Source organism: Pseudomonas sp. W2I6 (genome assembly GCF_030815935.1).
Taxonomy (GTDB): Bacteria; Pseudomonadota; Gammaproteobacteria; order Pseudomonadales; family Pseudomonadaceae; genus Aquipseudomonas.
On sequence record NZ_JAUSXJ010000001.1, the window covers coordinates 5,719,798 to 5,745,053 of the forward strand.

Annotated in this window: 28 protein-coding genes; 16 read left to right on the forward strand and 12 right to left on the reverse strand. The window is 52.7% G+C overall.

Annotated elements, in window-relative coordinates:
* The first annotated feature begins 205 nt into the window (after positions 1-205).
* A complete protein-coding gene (locus QF039_RS26470) occupies positions 206-415 on the forward strand; it encodes a hypothetical protein (protein ID WP_177114159.1) in 210 nt (69 codons plus the stop codon).
* Complete coding sequence (locus tag QF039_RS26475) at positions 412-906, forward strand: hypothetical protein (protein ID WP_177114161.1); 495 nt, start codon at positions 412-414, stop codon at positions 904-906. Before QF039_RS26470 ends, QF039_RS26475 begins: the two co-directional genes overlap by 4 nt.
* A 57-nt stretch (positions 907-963) precedes the next feature.
* Here QF039_RS26475 and QF039_RS26480 read toward each other — a convergent pair whose 3' ends face one another.
* Positions 964-1,542: a transglutaminase domain-containing protein gene (locus tag QF039_RS26480; RefSeq protein WP_307521469.1), complete on the reverse strand. Its 579-nt coding sequence runs from the start codon at positions 1,540-1,542 to the stop codon at positions 964-966.
* Between the two features lie 418 nt (positions 1,543-1,960).
* Positions 1,961-2,350: a hypothetical protein gene (locus QF039_RS26485; protein WP_307521472.1), complete on the reverse strand. Its 390-nt coding sequence runs from the start codon at positions 2,348-2,350 to the stop codon at positions 1,961-1,963.
* 234 nt (positions 2,351-2,584) lie between these two features.
* Between QF039_RS26485 and QF039_RS26490 the strand changes: the two genes are divergently transcribed.
* Together QF039_RS26490 and QF039_RS26495 are read left to right on the forward strand one after the other, a co-directional pair.
* Entirely contained in the window at positions 2,585-3,283 is a 699-nt protein-coding gene (locus QF039_RS26490) for a helix-turn-helix domain-containing protein (RefSeq protein ID WP_177114167.1), read from the forward strand.
* A gap of 32 nt (positions 3,284-3,315) precedes the next feature.
* Positions 3,316-3,870 carry an HNH endonuclease signature motif containing protein gene (locus QF039_RS26495; RefSeq protein ID WP_307521475.1) on the forward strand — a complete coding sequence of 185 codons (555 nt, stop codon included), beginning with the start codon at positions 3,316-3,318 and terminating at the stop codon, positions 3,868-3,870.
* A 112-nt stretch (positions 3,871-3,982) separates the two neighbouring features.
* Here the strand turns inward: QF039_RS26495 and QF039_RS26500 are convergent, their stop codons facing one another.
* The 3 genes from QF039_RS26500 to QF039_RS33850 all read right to left on the reverse strand — a co-directional run bounded on the left by QF039_RS26500 (position 3,983) and on the right by QF039_RS33850 (position 5,338).
* Complete coding sequence (locus tag QF039_RS26500) at positions 3,983-4,366, reverse strand: hypothetical protein (protein WP_307521477.1); 384 nt, start codon at positions 4,364-4,366, stop codon at positions 3,983-3,985.
* Positions 4,367-4,456: 90 nt separating this feature from the next.
* Positions 4,457-4,903, reverse strand: coding sequence for a hypothetical protein (locus tag QF039_RS26505; RefSeq protein ID WP_169907393.1), 447 nt, complete (start codon positions 4,901-4,903; stop codon positions 4,457-4,459).
* 42 nt (positions 4,904-4,945) lie between these two features.
* Entirely contained in the window at positions 4,946-5,338 is a 393-nt protein-coding gene (locus QF039_RS33850) for a hypothetical protein (RefSeq protein WP_373462067.1), read from the reverse strand.
* 226 nt (positions 5,339-5,564) lie between these two features.
* Between QF039_RS33850 and QF039_RS26510 the strand changes: the two genes are divergently transcribed.
* Together QF039_RS26510 and QF039_RS26515 are read left to right on the forward strand one after the other, a co-directional pair.
* Positions 5,565-6,056 (forward strand): helix-turn-helix domain-containing protein, encoded by a 492-nt coding sequence (locus QF039_RS26510; RefSeq protein ID WP_169907394.1) that lies wholly within the window; start codon positions 5,565-5,567, stop codon positions 6,054-6,056.
* Positions 6,057-6,259: 203 nt separating this feature from the next.
* On the forward strand, positions 6,260-7,447 hold the full coding sequence (locus QF039_RS26515) for a hypothetical protein (protein ID WP_177015397.1): 1,188 nt from the start codon (positions 6,260-6,262) through the stop codon (positions 7,445-7,447).
* A 55-nt stretch (positions 7,448-7,502) separates the two neighbouring features.
* Here the strand turns inward: QF039_RS26515 and QF039_RS26520 are convergent, their stop codons facing one another.
* The 3 genes from QF039_RS26520 to QF039_RS26530 form a co-directional block, all read right to left on the reverse strand.
* A complete protein-coding gene (locus QF039_RS26520; protein WP_307521482.1) occupies positions 7,503-8,993 on the reverse strand; it encodes a Shedu immune nuclease family protein in 1,491 nt (496 codons plus the stop codon).
* An 88-nt stretch (positions 8,994-9,081) separates the two neighbouring features.
* Positions 9,082-10,068 carry a hypothetical protein gene (locus QF039_RS26525; protein ID WP_307521484.1) on the reverse strand — a complete coding sequence of 329 codons (987 nt, stop codon included), beginning with the start codon at positions 10,066-10,068 and terminating at the stop codon, positions 9,082-9,084.
* A 49-nt stretch (positions 10,069-10,117) separates the two neighbouring features.
* Positions 10,118-10,585, reverse strand: coding sequence for a 3'-5' exoribonuclease (locus QF039_RS26530; RefSeq protein WP_307521486.1), 468 nt, complete (start codon positions 10,583-10,585; stop codon positions 10,118-10,120).
* 465 nt (positions 10,586-11,050) lie between these two features.
* Here QF039_RS26530 and QF039_RS26535 point away from each other — a divergent pair, with 465 nt between their 5' ends.
* Positions 11,051-11,383 (forward strand): hypothetical protein, encoded by a 333-nt coding sequence (locus tag QF039_RS26535; RefSeq protein ID WP_307521488.1) that lies wholly within the window; start codon positions 11,051-11,053, stop codon positions 11,381-11,383.
* Between the two features lie 70 nt (positions 11,384-11,453).
* Here the strand turns inward: QF039_RS26535 and QF039_RS26540 are convergent, their stop codons facing one another.
* A complete protein-coding gene (locus QF039_RS26540; protein ID WP_307521490.1) occupies positions 11,454-11,900 on the reverse strand; it encodes a hypothetical protein in 447 nt (148 codons plus the stop codon).
* 489 nt (positions 11,901-12,389) lie between these two features.
* Positions 12,390-13,133, reverse strand: a complete 744-nt coding sequence (locus QF039_RS26545; RefSeq protein WP_307521492.1) for a GntR family transcriptional regulator — start codon at positions 13,131-13,133, stop codon at positions 12,390-12,392.
* A 115-nt stretch (positions 13,134-13,248) separates the two neighbouring features.
* Between QF039_RS26545 and rraA the strand changes: the two genes are divergently transcribed.
* The 9 genes from rraA (at position 13,249) to QF039_RS26590 (ending at position 22,202) form a co-directional block, all read left to right on the forward strand.
* A complete protein-coding gene (gene rraA, locus QF039_RS26550) occupies positions 13,249-13,782 on the forward strand; it encodes a ribonuclease E activity regulator RraA (RefSeq protein ID WP_307521493.1) in 534 nt (177 codons plus the stop codon).
* Positions 13,783-13,824: 42 nt separating this feature from the next.
* Positions 13,825-14,655: an alpha/beta fold hydrolase gene (locus QF039_RS26555; RefSeq protein WP_307521495.1), complete on the forward strand. Its 831-nt coding sequence runs from the start codon at positions 13,825-13,827 to the stop codon at positions 14,653-14,655.
* A 25-nt stretch (positions 14,656-14,680) separates the two neighbouring features.
* Positions 14,681-15,568: an amidohydrolase gene (locus tag QF039_RS26560; RefSeq protein WP_307521497.1), complete on the forward strand. Its 888-nt coding sequence runs from the start codon at positions 14,681-14,683 to the stop codon at positions 15,566-15,568.
* Entirely contained in the window at positions 15,565-16,878 is a 1,314-nt protein-coding gene (locus QF039_RS26565; protein WP_307521498.1) for an MFS transporter, read from the forward strand. The genes QF039_RS26560 and QF039_RS26565 overlap by 4 nt, the downstream gene beginning before the upstream one ends.
* 30 nt (positions 16,879-16,908) lie before the next feature.
* On the forward strand, positions 16,909-18,159 hold the full coding sequence (locus tag QF039_RS26570) for a PrpF domain-containing protein (RefSeq protein WP_307521501.1): 1,251 nt from the start codon (positions 16,909-16,911) through the stop codon (positions 18,157-18,159).
* A 353-nt stretch (positions 18,160-18,512) separates the two neighbouring features.
* On the forward strand, positions 18,513-18,881 hold the full coding sequence (locus tag QF039_RS26575; protein ID WP_038443869.1) for a hypothetical protein: 369 nt from the start codon (positions 18,513-18,515) through the stop codon (positions 18,879-18,881).
* Positions 18,882-18,942: 61 nt separating this feature from the next.
* Complete coding sequence (locus tag QF039_RS26580) at positions 18,943-20,115, forward strand: DUF3800 domain-containing protein (RefSeq protein ID WP_307521505.1); 1,173 nt, start codon at positions 18,943-18,945, stop codon at positions 20,113-20,115.
* Between the two features lie 47 nt (positions 20,116-20,162).
* Positions 20,163-21,704 (forward strand): LA2681 family HEPN domain-containing protein, encoded by a 1,542-nt coding sequence (locus QF039_RS26585; RefSeq protein ID WP_307521507.1) that lies wholly within the window; start codon positions 20,163-20,165, stop codon positions 21,702-21,704.
* 246 nt (positions 21,705-21,950) lie between these two features.
* Complete coding sequence (locus QF039_RS26590) at positions 21,951-22,202, forward strand: hypothetical protein (protein WP_307521509.1); 252 nt, start codon at positions 21,951-21,953, stop codon at positions 22,200-22,202.
* A 366-nt stretch (positions 22,203-22,568) separates the two neighbouring features.
* Here the strand turns inward: QF039_RS26590 and QF039_RS26595 are convergent, their stop codons facing one another.
* Together QF039_RS26595 and QF039_RS26600 are read right to left on the reverse strand one after the other, a co-directional pair.
* On the reverse strand, positions 22,569-22,739 hold the full coding sequence (locus QF039_RS26595; protein ID WP_307521511.1) for a hypothetical protein: 171 nt from the start codon (positions 22,737-22,739) through the stop codon (positions 22,569-22,571).
* A complete protein-coding gene (locus QF039_RS26600; RefSeq protein WP_307521513.1) occupies positions 22,729-25,077 on the reverse strand; it encodes a hypothetical protein in 2,349 nt (782 codons plus the stop codon). Before QF039_RS26600 ends, QF039_RS26595 begins: the two co-directional genes overlap by 11 nt.
* Between the last annotated feature and the right edge of the window lie 179 nt (positions 25,078-25,256).

The following is a 25,256-nucleotide window of genomic DNA, read 5'->3' on the forward strand; positions in this document are numbered from 1 at the left end:
TGCTAAAAAATCCTTCCGGCTGCGCTACATCCTTCGACTGAATCGTCTGCGCCATCGAAATGCTCAAACAAGCTACCCTTGAGACCTATGGGGGGTGACACCTCTCTTCGCAGTATTTTCGATAAGCTCCTGCTCAGCAGGGCATAAAGGACAATGCTGCCCCTCTTTGCTCTTTTGACCAGCTATCAAAAAGGAGTCTAGGTATATGCGTGGTGAGTATTCGATATCAGACATTCTGGAAAGGATGTACCAAAACCAGCTAGCCCTCGAGGCGGCTCTCATGGAGCTAACCCTCAAGGTGGAAGCCCAGGGGCATGCGGAAGTCGGCGAAAACGTCCGTGGTGCGCTTTACACAATTGGTGAGAACGCTGGTCATATCAAACAGGGGCTGGCCCGGCTCAAAAAACTCCCATGAGGCAGCCGCTCTTTGATTTTGATCTCAAGCGTGTGTCACGCGAGCACTACATCACGGGTAAAGCCGCCATCAATTTTCCGCACGCTGGGAGCACAACAGGTGGATGGCATTTTATGTCGTACTTCGACCGAGAAGCGGGTGTGGCGAAGGTATCGTTGGCAGGCATCCATTATCCGGACACCTCTGATTTTTTCGGGAATTCGGGAATCCTTGACGTAACCGTCCGACTGGCAGAGCGTGGATGGCCAGTGGAGGGAGCCAGTATCTTCATTGCGGATCATTACAGAGCTGCGGCGGACATGGTTGTGAAATGGGCCCTGAGTGAGTCCAGGCACTGCAATGTTGAAGTGGCTGATTGGTTTCCCTCCCCAGGGGACAGGCAAGGGCTCGTCATGCTTTTAGATTTAGGAAAACCGAAGCTTCTCGAAATGGGCAGGCTGCAAAAAATGGAAGCCTGGCTAAGCTTACAGTGCAGTCAGCGCCGCTCTTAGGTTCTAGCCGTATTCAGCTCCCAGCTCAGCTGTGTACTCCCCCTCGGATCTCGTCACTCAGCTATCAAGTGCTTGTCTGGACAAACCATCCAGAATCCCCAGAATCTGATCGTCATTGAGCGCAAATTTGGGCACAAACTCCATGCCGACCGGCAAGCTATCGTGAGGACACATCAGTGCTCCCTTACCCTCACCGAACTGCTGGCTGATGAAGGTTTTGAGGTCGCTTGGCGTTTTAGTGGCGTAAGCGCTTCGGAAGATCGACAGGTCGCAGAGGACACCTGCGAGCATTACCCAGGCGTGACCGTCCCACTTGGCGTCCACAAACTCTCCCTCGTAGGCTGCCCCTGGAATGTTCCCCCTGCATTCGAAAGCATACTGGCCGTTAATCAGCAGGTCTCCCAAGACGACAACTGCGGGTATCCCTTGAGATTTGAGAATGGCAGTGAAGCCAGCACTGACCATGACGCAAGAACCAAATGATGGAGGGATCGATTCGAGCGTTTGCCTGGCGGCGCTAATGATTACATCGGGATCGGTAATCTGGAACCCTGCGTAATCGGAATAGGCCACCGCGCCACGGTCGCGGATAATAATGTTTACTAAGGTTGAAGGCACAAAGGATCCCTTGGGCATTTATTCGACCTTGTCGGTCATTTGCGTTCGTTCTGACCAACCGTTGCTTCAGATTCAATCGGCAAAACTGCTTCCGGTTGGGGCTAAAAAGAATTGGAGCCAGCGTCGATCTCGCGTTGACGCTTTCGCTCAAGATAACGCTTGTACAAGATGTTCTCCCCTTGATCCTCTAGCCACTTCACGAATACAGAGACCTGTGAAACAGCGTGCAGAAATTTCTCGGTAGTGATGTGAATGTGGGGGCGATATAGCCATTGCCGACTCTCGTCATCCGCGTCCTCAATCAAGTTTTTCTCTCGATCACTCACGAAAAATGGGCTTGGCATCTTCTGGAGCGCATCGTCAGAATATCGAGATGTTTCGAAGATCAGGGAGTCGGGATGTTGGATGCTATTCCTCGCCAGCACGAGTTCTTCAATCAAAGCGAAATCGAATGGGCCATCCTCAAACCGGTCTGAACCATGGGCCAGGTAGAATGCTCTGTAGCCATTTGGCCATCCGCCATTTTTGAATCTGATTTGAGTGAAGGCCCTGGAGCAGGCCCAAGCTGACGCTCCCATTCTTTTAGATATAAGTGTAGTGACGCAGCAATCATTGATAAGCATGCGCTACCCAGCACCTGCACTGATGAATCAGCTTCTAGCCATTCATTCAAATATGCAGGTTCCCCATCTTCGCTATAGGGCGGGATGAAGGGGGCTTCTTCGTTCTCAATTTTCCTTTTGCGGTCGTCAAACGGGCTCGCCCCATTCAGATAAAGCTGCTTGATAAAAGCTAGCCGCTGTTCAAGGAAGTACCGAATGTCCATTTCGCTGTCCTAGTAGGTAATTGTCATTCCCGGCCTACACTCGGATCACGGGCTCGGAGGACGGTATCACGACTACGCTGAGCAAAGAGGTGCAAGTGTCTGCAGCCGACCCCAATTCATCGAGACCTCAGTAAGGCCTCAGGACTTGTCTGCTCTCTGTCGGGTTCCTGTCGTGTTGTGTCATCAGCAGCTTCTTCATCATGAGCCGTACCGACAATCTCATGGAGCTTGAAAATGAATACAAACACCTCGTCTAGCCAGCCTCGCGTGTTGAGCCTCGAAGAATTTGCCGCACTCATCCGCAAAATGCGGGAGATTTTTCAATGGTCACAGGAGACTCTGGCTGAGCTTGCAGGCTTGAACGTACGGACTGTACAACGCGTTGAGAATGCCAAGTCGGCAAGCACTGATACTCGACGTGCGCTCGCAGTTGCTTTCGAGATCGAAGACATCGATGCCTTCAACAAGCCTTTCGACATCCCCTCAGAAGAGGAGTTGAGAGCAGAGAAAGCCCGTATTGAGCGCGACTACATCACACTACCGGCGCTGCCTCTGTCGACTGGACACCAGCTCGCTAAGCTTGCAGAAAGCTCCACAGTAGATATTTCCCAACCCGGATTTGAAATGCAGCGTGATGCCCACGAGGTCTTTGCGTCGCTCGTGGACTATTTTCGCGACTATAGGGACTGCGCCAGCGATTATTCAGAAAGCGCCAAATTTGCCGTTTACGACGAGATGCAGGAGCTGATCAATGAGCTGCAAGGGCTTGAGGTATCAATTCAATATGCGACTCGCAAAGTACATCTGAAGATTTCTGGCGAGCAGTCAGAGGCGAAGCCCTTGACCGTCCAGATGTCGTATTTAATTGCTTTCGAACGAGGAAAAGCACCAGGCGAGTTTGCGGTGCAGAAAAAACTGGATTTTCCATTCTGACCGGAACCGCCAAAGGATGCTTCATCGACGCCATGCGACAGTTCGAACGAGATGACGTCCTTCGGGCTGCCGCAGGAGACGTAGATGCCTTGCTAAGAGTGCAGAGGCGCAAGGACGTTCTGAAGTGGAATGCCCTGAAGCGAAGAATAGCGTTGCAGAACGCCACGCCGTCTTGGGCTGACCATGAGGCAATTGACGCGTACTACACTGAGGCCAAGCGGCTTTCAGTAATGACAGGTAGTAAGCATGACGTAGATCACATCATTCCTCTTCAAGGTAAGCATGTTTGCGGGTTGCATGTACCCTGGAATCTGAGAGTGATCACGAAAACTGATAACGTCAGGAAACACGCTAACTGCGGTGATGAAGACGTCATAGGTTTTCTGGCGGAGCGTGGATTCAAGGTGCTCCTTGGTGTTAACAAGCTTAAGCGAGCAATCAAGTTGGGTAAGCGTGAAACGGTTCTGTTCGTCAGTCCCAAAGGACAGATAGTGTTGAGTGTTGCATACGTTCAGGGGGAGTTTGTAATCGGTTCTGCTCCTGAGGGGGCAGTTCCCCCGTCAGTGGTTATGACTGCGGTCTCATGACACGGTCAGCCCTGATGTCTAAGAATGCATTATCGGCTTGTCAGATCGAACGCAGTCACTGGTCAAGCCCACTCAATCCCCGTCTCATCCCTAGCGAACAAGGAAAACGACACTACTGCAACACTGGTGGAGTGAAATGGTGCTGCCCCTGTGAAATACGTAGAAAATCTCGCAGGCTCGCACGCCCATTACCGTGCTGAAACGTCGCGATCACGTAGCGTGAATTCTCTGTGGTAAGTACCCAAAATCGGCCCTCGCGCTCCGCCTTAATCACGTCAGAAGTCCGGATCAGGTGACCATCACCAAACCGCCCATATTGGTCTTTACGGTTGTGACCAAACACGACGCCTAATCCGGCACGAGCCTTTATGGATACTCTGCAGAGATAGGCTGTTATCGGTTTGTCGAAGCCTTGCGCTTGTGCTTTTAGGATTCGTTCGAGATCGAAATCCGTATGTCGTTTTCCATGAAAATTCACATCCAGAGTGTTCAACATAATTGCGCTCCTTTCGCAGCCCGTATGGCGTTACCAGGAAATCCACACGGAAACATCTGCGCTGATATCGTGTGGGATTCTTGGTAAATCTCAGGCTGTACGAATCATGTTCGCGTGATAGATCGGACGAAGGTTGCTCAGTGCATCAGTGTTGAAGCCAGGTTGGTGAGAGCTGTGATACTTGGAGCCGTTCTCCACATCTAGCAGGCACACAACACACTCGTTTTGGTCTTCGCCAAGCGTCACCTTGGTCAGTGCTTCCATGCGCCATCCTGCGGAGCCATTCATATATGCCGGCGTGACCACCTGAACGTCGGTGATGATCGTCTCCTCGTCTTGTGCAATCAGCACCTGCTGTAGTCGAGGTTCACTGTCGATCATTAGAACCACTTCTGTGGTTCGGCCCTTGTGCTGAGCCTGGACGGTGACGTGATACCAGTGATTTCGAAGAACTTTGGATACCTGATGCCATTGGTACTGGCCTTCACCAAACATCCCCGGCATGCCAAGCATATCGGCGTCGTGTGTTCTAAACATTGTATTTCCTGAGCCTCAAAGGGCTCCGTTACGAAGCGCATGTTAGAAGAAGGAAAATACTTCCTTCAGGCTGGCAGGCTGTTCATGGCCAGGGCCGATCAAGACGTAGACAGTGTTCCTCGTTTCGAACACGACCCCGTCGTGGAAACCGGTGCACATGCTTGAACGAACCCAATCCCCCCTCTCGAAACGACCTTGGCTATCCTCGACCACGTTGTGAGCAAAAACGATCATTGGGAGCTGGCCCACTGCATGCAGTTTGGCGAGTTCGTCGGGAGTTACTTCGATTCGAAATATTGTCCAGTCTCTGACTAGGCAGTAGGGCTTTCTAGGAAATCGTTCGACTGATAAAGCTCGTGCCTCGGAAGTACCTAACAAGCCCTCAAGGGGCGTTCTCGGCCCTTTCATAAAGTCGGGCTCTTGGACGCTAGCCATAGGATTTACCTCAATTAATAACCCGGAAATTGACAATTCAACCCCGCTTGTTGGCGCTCGCCCCTCGCAAAGAGTCTCTCCGCACGGCAGCTGCGTTGGCTTGGAGGCGTCAATCGAATCGCGGGAAGCCAGCCTGAAAGCGGTGATTGCACCATAATACGGATGATAGTCCGTGTTATTGCTCTCCGCAATATGGCCTTATCCTCGATTTACTTGGGGAAATGTAATGGAGGCCGCAGAAGCCCTGGCTGTAGTAGTACGAGCATTGCGAAGAAGAAAGGGTTTTACGCAGGAAAACCTGATCACGATTGACCGTTCCTACTGGGGCCGGATAGAGCGTGGAGAGGTGAACATCACGATTGATGTGCTCATTCGTCTTGCAGCGCTGCTGGAGGTGGAGCCGGCCTCGCTGATTCTCATGGCGACGTGTCTACAGTCCGATGAGCCGTTTAGGGAGGGGCTAAAGCGTCTGAATAAGCAGCTAAATAGGATTTCGAAGGACAGGATTGATCAGGAGATGGAGTCATTAGCACAAGCAGGAAAGCTGCCGCCTGGTCGACCTGTCCGATCCGATGCGGCGCAAAAGGCGGCGGAGGCTAATCGCCTGAATAGTGAGGGCGTTCCGGTCGCTGAGATCGCGGAAGCGCTGGGACTGTCGAAGACCACTGTTCGCAGATATCTTAAAACAACCACATCCGAGCAAACTGATTCCGAATGATTTTTCAACGACAAGCTACCGGCTAGAAATGTCACAGGAAGGACTGCTTTGGAGAATTGCGTAGGAACACCTTGGCCCAACGGATCTTCATCAGGTTGTAGGCGCGGCATGGGCGGATGTCCGGTTGACCGTTAGTAAAACAGTATCTATTCCGTTCATGCTGAGCCTTTAGCGGATAGACGATTCGACAAAGGAGGTCGGTAATGCGAGAAAGCGGCGAATTGGAAAAGGGGCGGCTTGAGCTGTTACGTAATGATCTGGCCAAAAGATTAGTAGGATTTTCTAGCGACGCTCCTACCATTGATATCTACGAACTGAGCAGCTCGCGATTGCATCGTGAGGATTTTCCAGTGCCGGAAATGCTCTTGCTTATGCTGCGAAATTTTCTGGGTTGGAAATGGTATGGGCCTCGCGAGAAGGTTCGCTGGACAGTCTATGGCACATTCAGTGGAGAGCCAATCGCCATTGAGCTCGGCAAATTCGGCCTTAACTTGCTCAGCTCGCTAGCCCTGAATAAGAGTAGAAAGCGTATCGAGGGGCAGCTCAAAAGCGCTGTAAACATTGTCGAGAAATTCCTCAAACCGGTGCTCGAACGGCAGGTTTCTTCAGGCAATGTGACTATCGGCAATCACCTCAATGAATTCGTGTCACGTTATGAGTTTTTCCGAGGCCAAGCAGAAAAAGCGTTTCGACGTGCCAAGCGTAAAGCTAAGGAAAAGCTCAAGGAAGGGCACGAATTTCCTCAAGGCTTCATTTCTACGCTTATGAATAGTTACAACCGGAGCATAAAGGCGCAGCAGGAAGGCTTTTATCACTCGGTTGCCATGGTTGATGCATATTTCAGCGCTTTAGAGCATAGATTGAATTTGCTCCGTGCCTTTACCGGCGTTCCTTTGCCTGAGGATGGTTTCAAAGCCTTCATGTCTAAGACTTGGAATGAGAAGCTCGACGAGCTTTTAGGAGCAAATCCATCGCCTAAAGCACGGAAAACGCTTCAGGGAATGCGAGATATCAAGGAACGTATTCGTAATCCATTCGCCCACGGTGGTTACGAAAATGATAAAGGGGCGTTGCATGTGCATATACCGAGCATCGGAACCGTTCCTGGGAATATGACAAAATTTGGCAAAAGTGCCCGGTTCTCTTTGATCCCTATAGGGGCCAATGATCACGAGTTAAATTGCGCCATCTTCGATGATGTAGACAAGTTGCTATCCATGGGGCATCTCGCCGGCGCCTACCGGCTGATGGAGGCTGGCATTGACCCTTCGTTCGACGAAGAATCGTTGCAGTCTTACAAGGAGGCAACCTCGGGCGGGGAGGAAGCGTTGGAGAGGTTTATCGACCACTGGAGTCATCTGTGGGAGCTTCACACCAACATGGACTACTAGCGCCTGGAGGGACAGACACTCGTTACTATCAGACTCCCAATGGCTGCGTCGGTCTCTAAAAGGGCAGGTCTTCATCTCTTATCCCCTCAGGCTCCTCTGGAGTTTGTGGTGTCAGCGCTTGATAGATACTTTCAAGACGAATCTGTAACTCATCAAAGGTGACCACAAGCACATCCTTGAGCCCATTTCGATATTGCTCAAAAGCTTCCTGCTTATCCTCTTCTTCCGGAGTGCGGCCAATTATGACGATGGCCGCAACTGCATGTGCGTGAACACGCTCTTTGAAGCCACGCGCTAGGCTATCTATCTCACGCTGTACGTTGCTTCGCTGACTGACGATCTGGGCGACCGATCCACTCAGTTCGAAGGACGGGATATAGGTTTGCCGGTACTGTCTCCCCAATAGATCATGCTGGGGATGTTTGATCTCGATCAACGCAAGGTTGCCGGTAGCCTTGGCTGCCATTAGGAAGTCGGAATACTGCCCACCCCGACCACTAAAATTCTTACCGCCTACGTAGGGTTGGTCGGCAATTTTCTTAACGGGGTATCCAAAGGCCATATCGAGAATAAATGGGTTTCCGCTGAGGAAGCTCTGCCATTTCGGCTCCGCAACGTTGCTTTCCATCATTTTTTTATAGACGTCAATGAGCTGGCCAAGGGTGACCAGTTCAATTTCCGCCTTCAGGTTGTAGAGAGCGTGTGGTGCGGATTTCGCCAGGGTAGGGACGCTCTGTTGCGCCAGCTTGACTGCCTGCTGCTGATCATTAGATGAAAGAGTAGGCGTCGCCGACCCCAATGAAACTAAGCTAGCAAGCAGATCCGGAGGTAGCTTTCGTGCCTTGGCTGGGTACAGCTCCGGCGCTGCCTGATGCAGCAAGCTGGTGTAACAGACGAGTTTTTTGTCCGCTGCAGTCTCTCGCTGATGTCGCTGCGTCAATCGATCCAAGCTCTTCTTCAGACGGTCAAGAAGATCAACTCCAATGTAGAACTCGTTGCCCTTAACCTTTGCAGCGTTGCTACCAGTACCGCCGTGCAGGATGAGCGTGTCCACTCCCTCCAACGGACTCAGCGCGTTTACTAGGTATCGGTATTCGTAATGAAAACCTAGGCCGTATCGCCAATCCTTTGATAACCCAGCTGGTATACCGCTAAGCAGCTCATCGACTTCGTACTCATCGGTCGGATGTGTATAAGGCTGGTAAACGGGTCTGGTAATGATGATCGAAGTGATGGCTTCGTACTTGGGCTGAGCGTATTCAGGATGTTCAGACCGAGCATTGATGGGATAAAGAGTCAGATACTCTGGAGCCACCTCCAAAATCAGATGCCAACCAGGCGCATCATCTAACAGAGCGACATCGCTGTAGTAGACACGAGACGTCCCATAGATCTCGTCGCTAATCGACTCATACTCCTCTCCTAATTCGACGGCCTTAAGCTCCTCCTCGGTCAGCACCACTGCGTCACTAAGATCAATACGAAGGAAAGGCCCTCCGTCGGTGCGCTGCTGCATGGCGTATTGAGAGGGGCGCATAGAAGGCATTGGCGATCATCCTTGGTCGTAGGGCATCTTTATAGATCGATTTGGAACTAGGGATGTAATTCCACGATAGGCGACTAGCCATACCCATCTAAAAGGGGATTGGGTCGTCGAATAGTACAGATGCTTTTCTCGGCACTTGCGGAACGATCAAGGGCGACACCACGAAGAGATTGACGATGTCCTCTCTATCCATGAAGAGGATCTGACTCCGCTTGGATTGATCGAGCTTGCCACCGATCCAGTTTCTAGCAGCCTTGGTGATTTCTCCACCCGCGACGATGAAAGCGTGATCGACCAAGACGCGTTTGCTGAGCTCTGAATCAAAGATTTCGTGGCCCAACATCATCAGCACCTGGTCATGGATCTCGGCGACGTTGGCTTGTCCTCCCTTCGTCACTCCGGAGGAATCTAGTTTTCCCTTCTTCACTTGAATGCCAAAGTAGATGACGTGCTGGGTGGGAAGCGTGAACTTCATCCAGATGTCTTTGCCATACTCCAAGGCTGTGTCTTTGTGCCCTGTAGATGTGATCCGAGCGAATCCTAACTGCCTGAACAGAGGAAGCAGGACATGCTCAATCAGATCGTCCTCTGAGCACTGATCAAGGTACAAGATCAGCTGATTTTTCTTCTCAATTTCTGCGGCAGAAAGAGGACGGTGGGGGCTCGCGGATTCATTTCCTATTGCGCCGGTGCGGCAGTGACGCAGATAGCACTGGTCGTCATCTGCAAAGAATGCCTCAAAGCCCTCGCGCTTGATCGCTCCGTTTATTGCCATGAGCGCGTTCAAGCGGGGCGGCTTCTCGTTGAAGGCATCTTCATTATCCATGAGAAGGCGAATCACACGGAGCATTGCATCTGGTGGCATCAACGGATTTGAGCTTGGAAAATCCAGGATTTTTTGAAGGACATCCGCGACCCAGAATCGGCGCGTTGAGCCGTCATGGACGAAATCTGTGTCGGCGCCCCTGAAGAACCGAGTCAAGTTGGGGCCGGTGAGGTAGCGGAAATAGCCTTCTGTGTTGTCCCCGCAGATTAGCTCCGCGACTTGCTCTGTCGTGCGCGCTTTCCATTTCATGCTTCGCCCCACTCTTCAGCCCAATCCAAATGGTTGATCCGTGCTCTGATCAGGATAACCCGCTCCCTCGGTACATTGGCGCAAACATGCCGGCAATAATCCTGGCGTCGAGCAAGGCGTGGTGAGGCAGTTCCTCACCCTCGCTAGTCGGAGTAAGTGTCGTTGCGTCAGTAGGAAAGTTACGAACGATTCTGGGCCATCGCCCGCCGTCATAGACTAGATCGCAAAAAAGCTCCCAGTCGTACTGGGGAGCATCAGTGACGATCTCGACCTCCTTTTTGAACGACGTCAGAAACCTGAGCAGCGACATCCTGGCTTCAACAATGGGCAATGCGTAGCTCCCACCCCACAGCTGCGGAAGCACGATTTCCTTAACGAAATCACTGCAGTCTTCTTCTTGCCAAGCATCGAGCAATTCCACGTAGAATTCGCGCCCATCCTCAGCCACCAATGCGAGTGATATCAGCTTCGCAGCCGCCGAGAGCTGGGAAAACTCGCAATCAAGAAAGAGCCTCACTTGTTAGAACTCCGTAATGACTAGGGCTCGCCTGGATATGGCGCAGGAAGGTCAGCTATGGGAAATGGCCCTCGAGCATCTTGGCTCAGACGGACTCCTCCAAGCGGTCATAGAAATGTGGAGCCGCGCCGCCCCTCCACCCAGACCATTGGTTGAACACCTGTCCACCAATGAGGTGAGTCAGGACGTCTTGAGCATACTGAAAATTGCCCAGCAGCGGGTAGGTGCCATCGTGCCAGGTCGAACGCCTGATGCAGGCACAGTCACGCGGTACGCTCGTCACGCTAGCAACTTAGTTGATGGGCTCATTACACTGCTGCCAAAGGTGAAGCTTTCGCAAGCCTTACGAGGCTCTTGTCTTGAAATCGAACTGGGGATTTGACGTCCGCACAGGCTCCACGAATACCAGTCAGCAACAATCTTATTAAAACTTGCCCAGCGAAATGCGTCCCTTTGAGATGTTCTATGAGCTCTGAATTAACTGAAGAAGAAATGCGTCGTGCCCTATTCGGTACGCCTCAGCCCGAAGAGCATGTGCCCGCACCTCTAGTAAAAGAGCCTGTGGAAGAAGTTGTGCCCGCGAAACCGGTGGTTGCTCCAGCAGCAAAGAAGAAAGCGAAAGCTTTTACGCCCAGGCTGAGGGTTACGTTACGGGTTGGAAACGAGTTTGAAGGGAAAATGGTCGAGCTGATTCACGAGGCTGATACGTTGAGCTCGTTGCTTGCTGAGCAGGAGGCTGTGAAGGCTGCTAGGAAGAAGTACAAGTACGTGGACGTGGTATCGGTTAAATCGATGTAGACGACGCCGCTGGGCCGATGAGCTCTCTATCTCCAACGAGCGCGCCCCTTGGCTCTGCGCTCTATCTGCATCAACTGGGTGGCGTTGTCAACGAACAGCCCGTCACTTGGGGGTAAGTCTGGCAAACCTGCATAATTTTGTTTTTGGGCTCAAAGCCATGATCAATCATGCAACGCTGCACTTCTGCAGTGCGCCCGATGCTTGCGACGTCCAGATTCGACCCAAGTGGCTTCGCATAGCCGCACGCATACATCATCGGCAAGGATTCACTATCATTTGCTACCTGGACTGAGAAATGGAGTGATGCTCCCGCTTTACGCCATGAGACCTGCATACGTTCATCCCGACCAGAATTAGGTTTGATTGGGTGAAATGCTTCATCTTCTACAAACGGCAACGCTTCGAGCTGCGACAAACTAAGCGGACGACCCTGCCTTTTTTCGACGCAGGCTGGCATATTCTCCATTATTTCACAGTATTCAAAGCCGTCTTTACGGGTAAAACCGAGACGTTGCATGCACTGAAAGTGAATTATCTCTTCGTTTATTGGGAAACGGTTTAGTGGCCCTGCCACAGGGTCACCACATTCTGCCATTGCGGCTTTAACGCCCTCGACGGAGGTAGAAGCGCGTTTCCATTGGGTGAAAGACGCTGGTGGCGGGCAGCCGGTGAGTTAAAGTACCAATGAGATCATGACTGGGATGGTAATGATCTGAGATTTGCTGAACATATTTTGTCCTTAATTTATGTCAGGCCACCCGAATGGTGTCCAACTCTTCGGGGCGAATAATTCCACCATATGACTCCCACGGTACCAGCCGCTACCTGGGCGGTCTCAGGTATGCCGGGTGTCAAAACTGGTGGTTGATCTAAGCGATATCCGTTCTTAGTGAAATCTGACTTCCGCTCCGACGATGCGGTTGATGCAGCCCATAAATTGGTGTTGAAAAAGATTTATTGTATGTGGAAGGTTTTTTATTTTCCGTGCTCGCTAACAAATCCTTAACTACTTGATCTCCACCGTGTAATGAAATCTGTCGGCAGGTATATACGACAGTCTCCATTCGACCGGTGCGCCAACATGATCGTGCATCGTTCTTTCGATCTGGATTGCCATAGTCCCCTGAGCGAGTTGGAAGAGTTTAGCATCCTGGTCGGTCAGTGGCTGTGCGGTGAGATCGTCGACCGCGCGGGCCACCAGTACATCGCATTCGGATTCGTACACTGGGTACAGCAAGACCGGAGAGTTAGATTCAAGATACGCAGACAACTTCTCAAATTTCGGTAACGGCAGCCAGATATGCTCCACCAGCACAATTTCCCCACCGAAAGATCTGCATCGATGCATGTAGAGCGCGGTTTGCCCAGGCGAGAGCCGTAATTGCTGCGCAGCTTTTTCTGGAGCGGGCAGGATTTTTGTCGCGAGGATTTGGGCGGTGGGCAATTCGTTTCCTTTTGTCCCCCTGAATCGCACGAAGCGCAGCATCGAGGAACGTTCGAAAGAACGCGACACAAACGTTCCCAGCCCTCGGATACGCTCGACCAAACCGTCCTGCACTAACGCGTCAAGCACCTTCCGCATTGTGCTTACCGAAACTGAATACTCTGCGGCGAGTTTGTCTTCTGAAGGCAACGCTATGCCAGTCGCCCAAGTCCTCTGATTGATTCTTTGCGCCAAGTCGTCACGGATCTGCACGTAGCGGGGCAGGCGGCTATCCGGCTTTTGGCTAGAAGCGTGATCAGAAAACATTTCACTAATCCTTGAGTTTAAGCGTGGCGCGGTAAGCAGGGAGAGCACATTACCAGACGTTGACAGGTTGCTCAATAAATCTATACTTCTGTACAGAACTACCTAGGAGATACTTATGACGACCTGCTCAAGCCGCGTTTCAACGGCGGATCTGTGCGATCTCTACTGGGATTCCATCGGGCCCAACATCCAGCAAGCTTTTCCGGGCCTAGTCTCCCTGGGCGGCAAACGCACCTGCGCTGGCCCTGCCATGACAGTCACGTGCGTCGACGACAACATGCTGATCCGGGAACTGGTGTCTTCCCCAGGCAATGGCCAGGTGCTTGTGATCGATGGAGGGGCATCTGCAAACCGTGCCCTGCTGGGCGACGTCCAGACGGCCAAGGCAATGAACAACGGTTGGGCTGGGCTAGTGATCAATGGCTATGTAAGGGATCGAGAGCTCCTAGCCTTGCTGCCTTTCGCGGTGTTCGCGTTAGGGACTGTACCCCTCAGGCCTCTGAAGACAGGTGCGGGGCATCTCGGCGGCGCCGTCAGTTTCCTGAATATAACCATCGCGCAGGGCGACTGGGTCTATGTGGATAGCGACGGTCTGATCGTTTCCAAGCGCGCACTCGAACTCCCGGCAGAAGCACTGACAGAACAATAAAAGCGTTTCTAGGCGTTAGCTGGAAGTGCGACAAGGAAAGATATGAACTTAAACTCCGAAATAGATAACCCTCTGTTCTTCGTGCACACCCAAGATGGATGCCGGTTGGCCGTCAGATGTTTGAAACATGCCGCTGATACTGCCCCCACAGTCGTATTGATTCATGCTTTGGCTATGGACTCTCAGATGTGGACTGACACTGTTCGAGCATTACAAACGCAGGCCAATGTCTACGCTGTCGACTGTCGTGGTCATGGTCAATCTGACAAGCCAGTGGGGCCTTACGATATCGCTCGCTTCAGCGAGGACATGTGCAGCGTCCTTGACCACCTGAAGGTAGATCGGGCCGTGGTGGTGGGCTGTTCCATGGGTGGCACCATAGCCTTGGGAATGGCTGGTCGATACCCGGAGCGAGTGGCTGGCCTAGTCGCCATCGACACCACAGCCAGCTACGGCGAAGGGGCTCTCTCGAGATGGTCAGACCGAGGCGAGCAAGCGTTGCGCGACGGGATGGCCTCGCTGGCAGATTTTCAGTGTGAGCGCTGGTTCAGTGCGCAATACCGCCAACTTCATCCACAGGTGGTCAGTCGAGCGCTCGACGTCTTCCTGGCCAATGACACCATGGCCTACCACCAGGCATGCCTGATGTTGGGCAAAGCCGACGAAAGGGGGCTGCTGCCCCGCTATAAAGGGCCTGCGCGGATCGTCGTCGGAGAGGATGACTACGCCACTCCGATTTCTATGGCGATGGACATTCAGCGGCTGCTGCCGAATTCAGTGCTCCAGGTCGTCCCTGAAGCGAGGCACTACACACCCATCGAAACGCCGGGATCTGTGGCTGCGAACATCGACTCTATTTTGGCATCGCTGTAACCCGGTATCACTGAAGGATTCGACAATGACAATAAAAAGAAGAAGTTTTTTGATGGGGTCGGCTGCCGCACTTGCGTGCATTCCGCTGCGCGATCTGTTAGCCGCTGGGGAAACTTCATACGAGCCCGTATTCGATGCACACTTTCATTTGTTCGACCCTGCTTACCCGATAGACGCTAATGGTGGGTACACGCCACCTACGTTTTCCCAGGCTGATTACCAGCGGCTTGCGACCCCATTAGGGATTTGCTCGGGCGTTTTGGTCGGCAGCTCTTTCCAAGGCTACCGGCAGGATTGGTTATGCGACGCACTCACCAAGCTGGGAACTGAATGGGTCGGAATCACCCAATTGCCTATGGATGTTTCGGACGCGGAAATCCTTAGACTTGCGAAGTTTGGGGTTCGCGGCATTCGCTTCAATATTTATCGCGGTGATGAAATTTCGATGGATCAACTGGTGGCGCTTTCCCAGCGAGCATTCGATCTTGCAGGATGGCATCCAGAAGTCTATCTGGATGCTTCCCAAATACGAGCGCATGTGCCGCAGCTGAGTCAGCTGCGTGGCCTAGTTATTGATCATCTCGGCATGACCGAAGCGGGCTTGCCTGTGCTATTGGATCTGGTTGACGCCGGTGCCAAGGTCAAGGCTTCAGGATTTGGCAGGGTCAATCTGGATGTGCCTCGCGCACTCGAACTTATTGCCCGGCGCAGCCCTGACGCTTTGATGTTCGGGTCGGATATGCCGTCCACACGCACCAAGCGGCCATTCCAGGCTGCCGATATAGAACTTATCAAATCTATCCTGGGGCAAGAGTTGGCGCGTAAGGCGCTTTGGAGTAACGGGCGCAGTCTTTATCGCTTGCCGGTTACCGATCAAGTCAAACTGACCACGCGCGGAGGCGGTGCCCTATGAACACGACGATTGAGAAGCGCACCATCAAGAAAGTTGGACTGCGGCTGATTCCGCTGATGCTGGTTTGCTACCTAGTCAATTATCTAGACCGTATTAACGTAGGTTTCGCCGCATTACACATGAACGAAGATGTTGGAATCACTGCAACCGTATTCGGATGGGGAGCAGGACTGTTCTTCATCAGTTACTTTCTCTGTGAAGTGCCCAGCAATATGGCCCTTCATCGGGTAGGAGCACGTCGCTGGATTGCCAGAATCATGATTACCTGGGGGATCGTTTCTACCTGCTTTGCCTTTGTTCAGGGGCCAATATCATTCATGGCTTTGCGGTTCTTGCTGGGAATCGCCGAAGCGGGCTTTTTCCCCGGTATGGTGCTCTACATAAGCTATTGGTTTCCGCAGGAGTATCGCGGGCGATTGACAGCCTTGTTCATGACCGCGATTCCCCTGTCTGCTCTTATTGGTGCGCCGTTGTCTGGTTTTTTGCTCGAAACCGCCAGTTTTTGGAGTATCGCCAGCTGGAAGTGGATGTTCATCATCGAAGGCATTCCAGCGATCATTTTGGGCGTAGTGGTGCTGGTGTATCTCACCGACAGGCCGTCTGAAGCCAAGTGGCTCACTCCAGAGGAAAAAGATTGGCTGATTTCCAGGCTCTCCGTGGAAAAAACGGGCGGTCATCTCTCCAGCTTCAAGGACGCCTTCAAAAGCCTGAACGTGATGCTCATGGGTGTTATTCATTTGGGATTCGCCGTCGGCTCCTATGGGATTGCGATTTGGCTGCCGCAGATCCTCAAAGGGCACGGCTTGAGCAGTTTCCACATCGGACTGATGTCGATGATCCCTTACGGTGTCGCGATTATAGGAATGATCGCTTGGGGCGCATTGTCTGATAAAAGTCCAAACCGCTCCATCCATGTGGCTGCCAGCTGTTCGCTGGGTGCTATAGGCCTGTTGATAGCTGCGGCTACACCCACGCTTTCCGGAGCCATAGTGGGCATTTCAATCAGCACCTTGGGTGTGATTGCAGCGCGACCGATATTCTGGACTTTACCGGGCAGCTTTCTCACCGGCTCAGCGGCGGCGGCGGGCATAGCGTTCATCAATGCGTTTGGCAATCTCGGCGGATTCATTGGGCCTTACGTGATCGGTCTTATCAAAGACCAGACAGGTTCCTTTACGCTGGGTATCGTGGCCACATCCTTGCCATTGGCGTTGAGCGTCGTTGCAGCATCAGTGCTGGCCAAACGCCTGGCGCGACTCAGAGCTGACGCTGCAACCAATACTTCTGAATCCGTGCAGGAGCCTGTCTAAGGGCTGCCTCAATGATGTGTGGAGTTGTCGATGTTCAAATCACCTATGTTTCCCTTCTCCCAAAATGGCTTTAGCTCTCAGATGCACGCCGGCGTGATGGAGCTGCCAGTGCACCACATGAGGGGTGGTACTTCCACCGGTGTGGTGATTTGGGAGCCCTTGCTTCCCCGTGATGAGGGGCAGCGTGCAGAGCTGTTGCGCCACCTCATGGGCGTACCTCTGGATGGAAATCAGCAGGGCAATCGGCAGATAACCGGGCTTGGTCGTGGCCCTGCCACCAGCAATAAGGTGTTCTTGGCACGGGTGGAGGACACCCCCTCGGGGCCTCAGATCGTCAGTACGCTTGCTCAACTGGCCAGTGATCATAGCGACATAGACTGGAGCGTGAACTGCGGCAACATGTCTTCCGCGTTGCCGCTCTGGGCTATCGACATGGGCTTGATCGAAGTGCCTGCGGCTGGGAGCTTCGACATCGAAATCAAGAACACCAACACGGGCGTTCTTACTGTCGCACGGATGTCCCAGGATTCCCGGGGCGGATTTGTGAATGCTGAAATTCCAGGTGTTACCGGCGCGTTTCCCCGCGTCGATCTTTTTTTGCAGTCACCGGTAGGCAACAAGACCGGCGCTCTTTTACCTACAGGCAACGTCCTGGACACATTCGCCGGGCACAATGTTTCGTGTGTGGACGTGGCTGTGCCCATGGTAATTGCCGATGCCGCCAGCTTTGGCAAAACAGGCCACGAAGCCATTTCAGAACTCGAAGCCGACGCTCTGTTCATGGCGAAGCTGAGGCAAGTCTGGATTGAGGCGGGTTTGAAGATGCAGCTTCGGCGTCGCGACGGCGAGCTCATGAGCCTGGGCGATCTCGAACGAAGTGAAACCATTCCCAAAGTGTGCATCGTGGGCGCGCCGCGTCACGGCGGGCACATTGCAGTCCGGTATTTCACGCCCCAGACGGGGCACGCTTCGATGGCCGTCTCTGGCGGCTGCTGTCTCGCCGCCGCATGCCTGCTAGCGGGAAGCACCGCCCATGCAGTGGCCGTGGGTCTGAAAAGCCCATCAGCGACGTACTCGGATGTGGAGGTGAGTATCGAGAATCCGGCTGGCAAGTTGGATACCACGGTCAGTGTCAAGGCTCATGCCGACAGCATAGACATTCGCGCCGCTGCTTACCGACGCAATACCCAAATCTTGATGCGCGGCCATGTCCCCCTTTATCGAGCGTCAGCGCAATTGATCGAAGCGATGGAGACAGCGGCGAAATCTGTGATCGATTGAGCGTCATCTTCGAGTGTTTTGAGTCAGCACGCGACCGACGCATTATTGTAGGAGGTGACCTAGCGTGAGCCCTAATGGCTGCTTTTGGCCGTAAACACCCGTCGGCTACTGCCCCCAAAGCGACGGCCAGTCGATTGATAACCGAAATCATCTCTCCCACGCAAAAGTATATTTGGCCCCGTAATTTTTAGGTCGAGACATTAGTAGTTTGCCTCTGGTCATCTTAGGCACTAGCACTGTTGTTTAGGCGTTCAGTGCCCTGTCGGCGACCGCGAACGCAGGTGGTCAAGGTGGCGATGGCTTTTAGCCTAGATGCCAGCTAGATTTGGAGCTTTCTACGATCAAGGAAGGATATGAAAAAGCTCATCGCAGTAATGGGGATCTGTGTCGCACTTGGCGGTTGCGCTACGTCCCACTACACCGCAGGGCGAGACTTTCCGTCGGCCAGTGTAGCGAGCATCACCAAAGGTAAAACGACGACTACTGAGTTGAAGTCGCTGTTTGGTGAGCCCTACGCTAAGAGCGCAGTCAGCGAGACTGACGAGAAGTGGATCTACACCTACACCAATGGCTCAGCGCATGCCCAAAGCTACGTGGTCACCATGAAGGTGACGACTACGGGCACTCAGAAGACCCTCGACGTCTTGATCCGAAATGACGTGGTCATCAACTACACGTTCAGCGAAGGCCCCGCTCCAGGCACTACCACTGCGACGAACTAAGTTCGCCACCTTGTCATTGGGCGACCCGCCGCGCTCAGTACGTTGTTGATGGAGCAAGCTCATGGACAGAACATATGCCTTCGTGGATGAGTCCGGGAATTCCGACCTAGATACGTCAAAGGGTGGAAGCTCGGGCTTCTTCATCGTCTGCTCCATTCTAGTGGCAGAGAAAGACCTGGAGGCTGCTTATGCCCAAGCTGAAGCACTCCGCGAGCGGCATTTTCAAACGGGCGAGATCAAATCCAGCAATCTTAAGCCCAAGGATTCAGATCGCCGTGCCCGGATCCTAAACGAGCTAGCCGATCTGCCATTCAGGCTCTATTTCACCGTCGTTGATAAGTCCCAAATTCGCAAAGACGGTGGCCTACGTTTCAAGACCTCATTCATAAAATATGTGAATGGGTTGCTCTATGAACGTTTGTTCCGCGCATACCCAGACCTCCAGATGATCGTAGACGAGCATGGTGGCCAGGAATTTCAGGAGAGCCTCAAAAGCTACGTTTCAGAACGGTTCGTCGATGACCTATTTGGCGATAAAGATGCCTTCCAGACGATGGCCAGTAAGGACAACGTCTTGGTTCAGGTTGCAGATTTTTTTGCTGGCTCAGTCGCTCAGATCTACGAAGAGAAAGCATCGGAAGAAGCAGTTCTTGCCTACAAAAAGATTCTACGAAGCCTGACCCTTGGAATGCTTGAGTGGCCATCCAAGTACCAGTCTCTTCTGCCGCCGCCGGCGGATGAATCTGGGTATGCAGACTACCAGGTACACCAAGAAGCTCTCCGCCAGGCTGACCTTTTTAGCGAAAGGGCTGGTGAGCATCCTAATGAGGATGAGCGCCTGCAGCTGAGCATCTTGCGGTTCCTGAGATTCCAAAGCGAATTCGTCACCAAAGACTACGTGCCAACCGCAGAAATAGTCGGCCACCTAAAAGATAGCGGCTTCGGAGATATCAACGACCAGAGGATCCGCTCCAGCGGCATCGCCAAGCTTCGAGATTCGGACGTGATTATCACAAGCGCGGCCAAAGGCTACAAAATTCCTCAGACACGGGCTGACATCAACGAGTTTCTGGAAAGGGCGTCAGGCATAGTCGTCCCTCTGCTGGAACGTGTCAAAAAGGCTCGAGAGGTGTATCGGCTGAGTAGTCGAGGAGAATATGACATCGTCACTGCGGCCAACCTTACTGAGCTAGCCAAGCTGCTCGCCACGCTTGAGGTATTTGCGGATGAGTGAGACATGCCTGCATCGCTGAATCGTTCACTTGAAAGGAGGTACCAGACATGTTGAGCGTATTTTCGAAGCTCTCATCACACCTCAGTTCCTTGGTGGATACTGATCCCAAGCTTGCATTGCAAAAAGCTCGTGAAATTGATCTAGATGGGCGTGATCGCGCTAATTGGATGTCCCTGCGCGCAGCTACTTTGGTGAATGCCGGCGCCTCGGTTGGACAACAAGACGCCATTGAGGAGGGGCTTGAGCTGTACCGCGAGCTTCATGGTCTATATCCGACAGCATATGTCACTTACAACCTAGCAAACGCGCTCGTGGAAGCCGCAAAATTTGGTGGCGATGACTCCGATTGGTTAGATCATCAGGAACGAACCCGTGCCTACAGGGCCGAAGCGCGACAAGGCTATTGGAGGGTGTCGCAAGACGTAGATGCCGATGTCGAATTACGCACACAGGCCTGGACGAACATCGCTAATTTGTTCGCAAAAACCTACCGGCTTTCTGAAGCTCATGATGCACGGCTTGCCGCTCTGAAGGTTGATCCAACGAACGGTGTAGCTGCGTTCTGCGCGGCATTGGGTCTGATGTGGCTTTTTGAGCGTGGGGGCTGCTCAGAGTTAACGCAGATGGAAGCCGTCATGCTAGCCAGACAGGCACTTCGAAATAAGGAGCGAATTGTCCAGTACGCCGGCGCACGCGTAGCGGCCAAGGTTGAAGCGCTAGCAGGTGAGTTAAGTGACCCGCCATCGCGGCCTGAGCACATCGACCCATTCATCAAATGGGTGGAGGAGGAGCGCCTGACGTTAGCCCCAACTGTCGAGCTCGTCGATCCATCCTTGGGCAAGCTAGATTGGCTTACCCTTCCAGGAATTCTCGAGCGTGAGACAGATATGGGGGGGAGCCCGCCGCCATTGTTTGCCATGTTCAATCTGCTGAAGAGCGATTTTCTGTTAGCCCGAGATTTGGCATGGCGTGCAAGTGATGCAAGCGTTTGGCCGAGGACAGGACAGTTTGCGGACACGCTCGATTATGCAATGTACGGCCCTGATACCTCGGCACTTATGCTGGCACATCGAACAGCCCTTGACCTGCTCGACAAGGTAGCCGTAACGGCAAACCACTATTTCAAGCTTGGATTAGCCCCCAAAAAAGTAAGTTTCGGAAGGCTGTGGAGAGATTCCGCAGACAAGAAAACAGGTACTCCGCTCGCAAAAAAAGTAGAGATACTAATTCGTGCAGGCGTGTACGCGATGTACGGCTTGGCTGAGCTGGCAGAAGACTATGATGGCAACGAGGGAATTCTCCGCTCACAGAAGGATCTGCGCAACGCGGGTACGCACCGATTCGTAGTGCTTCATGACTTTGGAGATCCCTCGCGAGCGAGGCAAGCTCCTGAAGTCGAGCATCTCAACCACTCAGACTTTGTCGAAGAAGCCCTGGGTGCTCTGCGGGTCGCAAGATCTGCAATCCAGATGCTGGCACTGGCAATTTCTCAGCACGAGGAAGTCCTGAGAAAGCAAACGGATGGCATTATCGGAACCCTGATCGTTCATGATCACCACTGGATTCGTGGGGAGGATGAAGAGCTCTGATTCCCTATTATTGAGTAGTCAGGCAACCACCCGTCACTGTCCCTGCCCACGATTTTATTGATCGGGCGCCTACTCCTTATCTGGCGTCCACCAGGCTCTACCTCCCTGAGACGGGTCATTTGTTCATGCGTTAACGTCTTCAAGGTAATCGGTAGGATGCCTTGCGTGGTCAAAGTGCCACCAGTCTAGTAGCATTGAGCCGCTGGGAAGTGGATCCAGTTTTGATAGTTCGATATGGAGATGGATATGGGCTTCTGGGATAAAGCTGGGGAACTCGCAAAAAAGGCCGGATCCTATGCGGTGCAAGAGGCAAAGGCCGCTGGGGATCGCTCTCGGGAGTACAAAGAGATGATGCCTAGCCTTTCTGATAATGAGCTCCTGGCAATCGTGAAAAAAGAGCGTAGCTCCTCACCTTTGAAAGCTGGCGCGGCGCATGGTGAACTCAAAAATCGAGGTTATGACCCAGAGTCGATTCAAAGACTTTTGGCTCAGAGCTAGTGCTCGCTCGGTTTTAAACTTTTTAACGAGGAAAAGTTATGTCCTGTAGTGCTTGTGGTGCGGGAAACCACACTTTAAGAAATTGCCCCAATGTTAGTCGCTGCTCTGTTTGCAACAAATCTGGGCACAACGCGCAAACTTGTCCTGAGGCTCGTCGTTGCAGCATCTGTAACGGCAGAAACCACGACGCTAGAAACTGCCCTGTCAAAAAATAAGATGCTCTCTCCATATCGCTAGATCAAGTGATGAGGAGGGTTGTGCGCTGGCAATTAAGATCCGTCGACCATGACGGCAAAAAAACAGCGAACGCATCTGCAGAGGTCAGAATCCGAGGTTTCAAATCGATTCTGACCCCTATTCAGAACATCAAGCGGCTCGAGCCCCAAACTCGGTGATCCAGCGTTGCAAGGCCGTTACATCGGCTTCAAATACATCCAGTTCAAGAGTGCTGCTGGGCTTCTCATCGGACTGAGCATGTTCAAACACTGAGTAGCGAGTCATCAGGTCATCAATGAATACGCAGTCTTCATTTGTCACCTTGGCTACCTTTGTGCAGCTTGCCTTGGGTATTGATCGCGCGCCTGAAACGGCCTACGACATCCGCCAAAAGGATATGCTCAATCGTTTTCTCGACGATCACCCTGAAGTCACTGCATGCGCTTTTGCCGAGCGTCTCGTAATCGTCGACCTCAGTCCTTTCCTGGTGTTTTTTCAGACGCGTAATAGTGTTGTCGATCAATCCGCGAACAGCGCTTTCCGGTTTCAGGTCTCTAGCGCTAGCGGTGGCGACGATGCCTGCCACTTTGTCCATTCTCCTAAGCGAGGTCAGGGTCGGCTTGACGGATGGCATCCCTGGCATCTTGTTCCATTTCTCCGTCACCGCGTCGACTAATGACACTAGAGAGAGCCTGTGAGTAAAAATTATGACTTGTCGCGTCGCTGATAAGGACACCAAACGCTCGACGACTTTCTCCTCAAAATCTTGGTCAAGTGACGAAATTGGGTCATCAAAAATGAAGGGGGCCAGTTGGTTCGAGCCCGTGGTGTCCGCTAGAAACGCAGCCAATGCAGCAATTCTGGTTTCACCCTCACTCAAAATATAATCCAGGCCATGTGAGCCATGCGCACCTACGAGGTTCAAGCCGAAGGTGATCTTGCCTTTTCCACCGGACTTACTCAGCGGAGCAATTGGAATGCGATGGCCGCCCAGCAGCTTTAATTCTTCGATGAATCGAGCTTGGTAACCAGCATCCAGCTCAGTCTTGGCCAGATCATTTTTCTTGGTGGTCAGAGCGTTGGTGGCTGCTGAGCGTGAAGCTTTGTCTATCGCTGCAACTGCGATCAGCCTAGTCCTTTCAGCGCTGATAGAGGTCTTGTTTTGTGAGAGCCACTGCTTGGCTTGAAGGCACTGAACTCGGTCATGCATTACCTGGCGATGCTCATCTTTCATCAGGGCCGACAGGCTCGCTTCTTCGGTAATCAAATCTGCTGACTTGGTTTTTGCCGCTTCGTTTATCCTTGTCCAATCGAAAGCCTCCAAAGTGCTGGCGGGGCTCCCGAGTACAATTTGGTCAAGCCGCGCTTTTAGTGTTCCAAGCCAAGCGATTCCATCGGGCTCCTCGAAACCGAGGGTGGACATTTGAACAATCCAGTCCGCTTGTGCTGGAAGAGCCGGTAGCCGTTTTTTTCGATCAGTGAAGCTATTTTCAGCTTTCTTGGCGGTTGTCTCGAGGCCGTCGGTTACAAACTTCTCGAACCCTCCCAGACGGACTTTTGCTTCCTCGTCTAGGCTTTGGTGGCAAAGCACGCAACGTGAATCTGCCGAGACGTTGGGGAACGAGTTTTCAGCATAGGCTGCGCCGTTGGAATAGGCGCGTGCGTGTTCCCACATTTGCTGCCAGGTTGCAGAACCGACACCTTCAAGCTCGGCTTTTCCGAAGATGGCTGCCGCCGCCTCTTCACTGGTATTCCTCGCCTTGACGGCAGAATTCTTCAGGTTCTCCAGTTCGCCCGCTGCAACATCGCTCAATCCAAGCTGGAGTGCCGACATCGCAGTTTCGATATTTTTGAGCGCAGTCTTTTCTTTGGTGATGGTCAGCAGCCGACCCGCAATATCCTTCTCTGCGAGTAGCGCCTCGTTCTCTACACGTTCCCGATCAAGCAGATCCGTGTACAGACACTCTTTATCAATACTCGCGTTCGTGGTCGCGCTCTTCAGGCCCTGAAGCCATTTTGCTTCAGCGGTGTGACCAAGCGTTTCTGGGATGGCGGGTAACGCTTTGCTGAGCAATGCCTTCTCTCTAGAAAGCTCTGCGCTAACAGCGTCCGCTGTGACGATCAGCGCGGATACAAACTTCATCCGGCTGGGCTCATAGCATGCTTCAGTCCTGGTCATGTACTGCTGGGCAGCCTTGCTGTCGAACACCTGTGCGTGTCGTAAAGCTTTGTGAGGGCCGCTTGGGACGTCCCAGTGAACGTCCGCCGGCTTACTGTCGATTGACACCTTAAAATGAGCACGGCAGGGCGTAGGGGTCGGGTCGAAGACGTTGCTGCGTATTTCGTCCTTGGAGCGTGATCCACAGATCTCCTTTAGCAGCCGGGCAAAACCGCTCTTGCCGGTTCCATTCTGTCCGTAGATCACCGAGAGATTGCTTTTGCCGAATGGAAGGTGGGCGCCAGCCTTGATTGCGTTCAACCCATGCACATCCAGGATCTCCTCGATCCGAAGCAACGGTCTATTGGCAACCTGCGATAACGTGCCTGGGGTTACGGTCAAAAAACCTGGATCAGCTTCATCCTTGGCTTCGAGCTTGCAAAGCCTAGCTAGCGTTCTAACTTCATCCGGGTTCAACTGCCGCTTCGAGTCGATGATCATTCGAGCTGCTGTCTGCAGCCACTTGGGTCGTCCGTTCAGCCAAGTTTCGAAATCATCGGCTACCACCGGCACTGTCTCTATCGTCGACATGGTGTGCTTATCTCAGGAAGGGATTCCTGAGCGTAGGTGAGAAGTGGCTATTCGCCATTGTTTTGCTGCTTAAGTGAATACTGAATGTG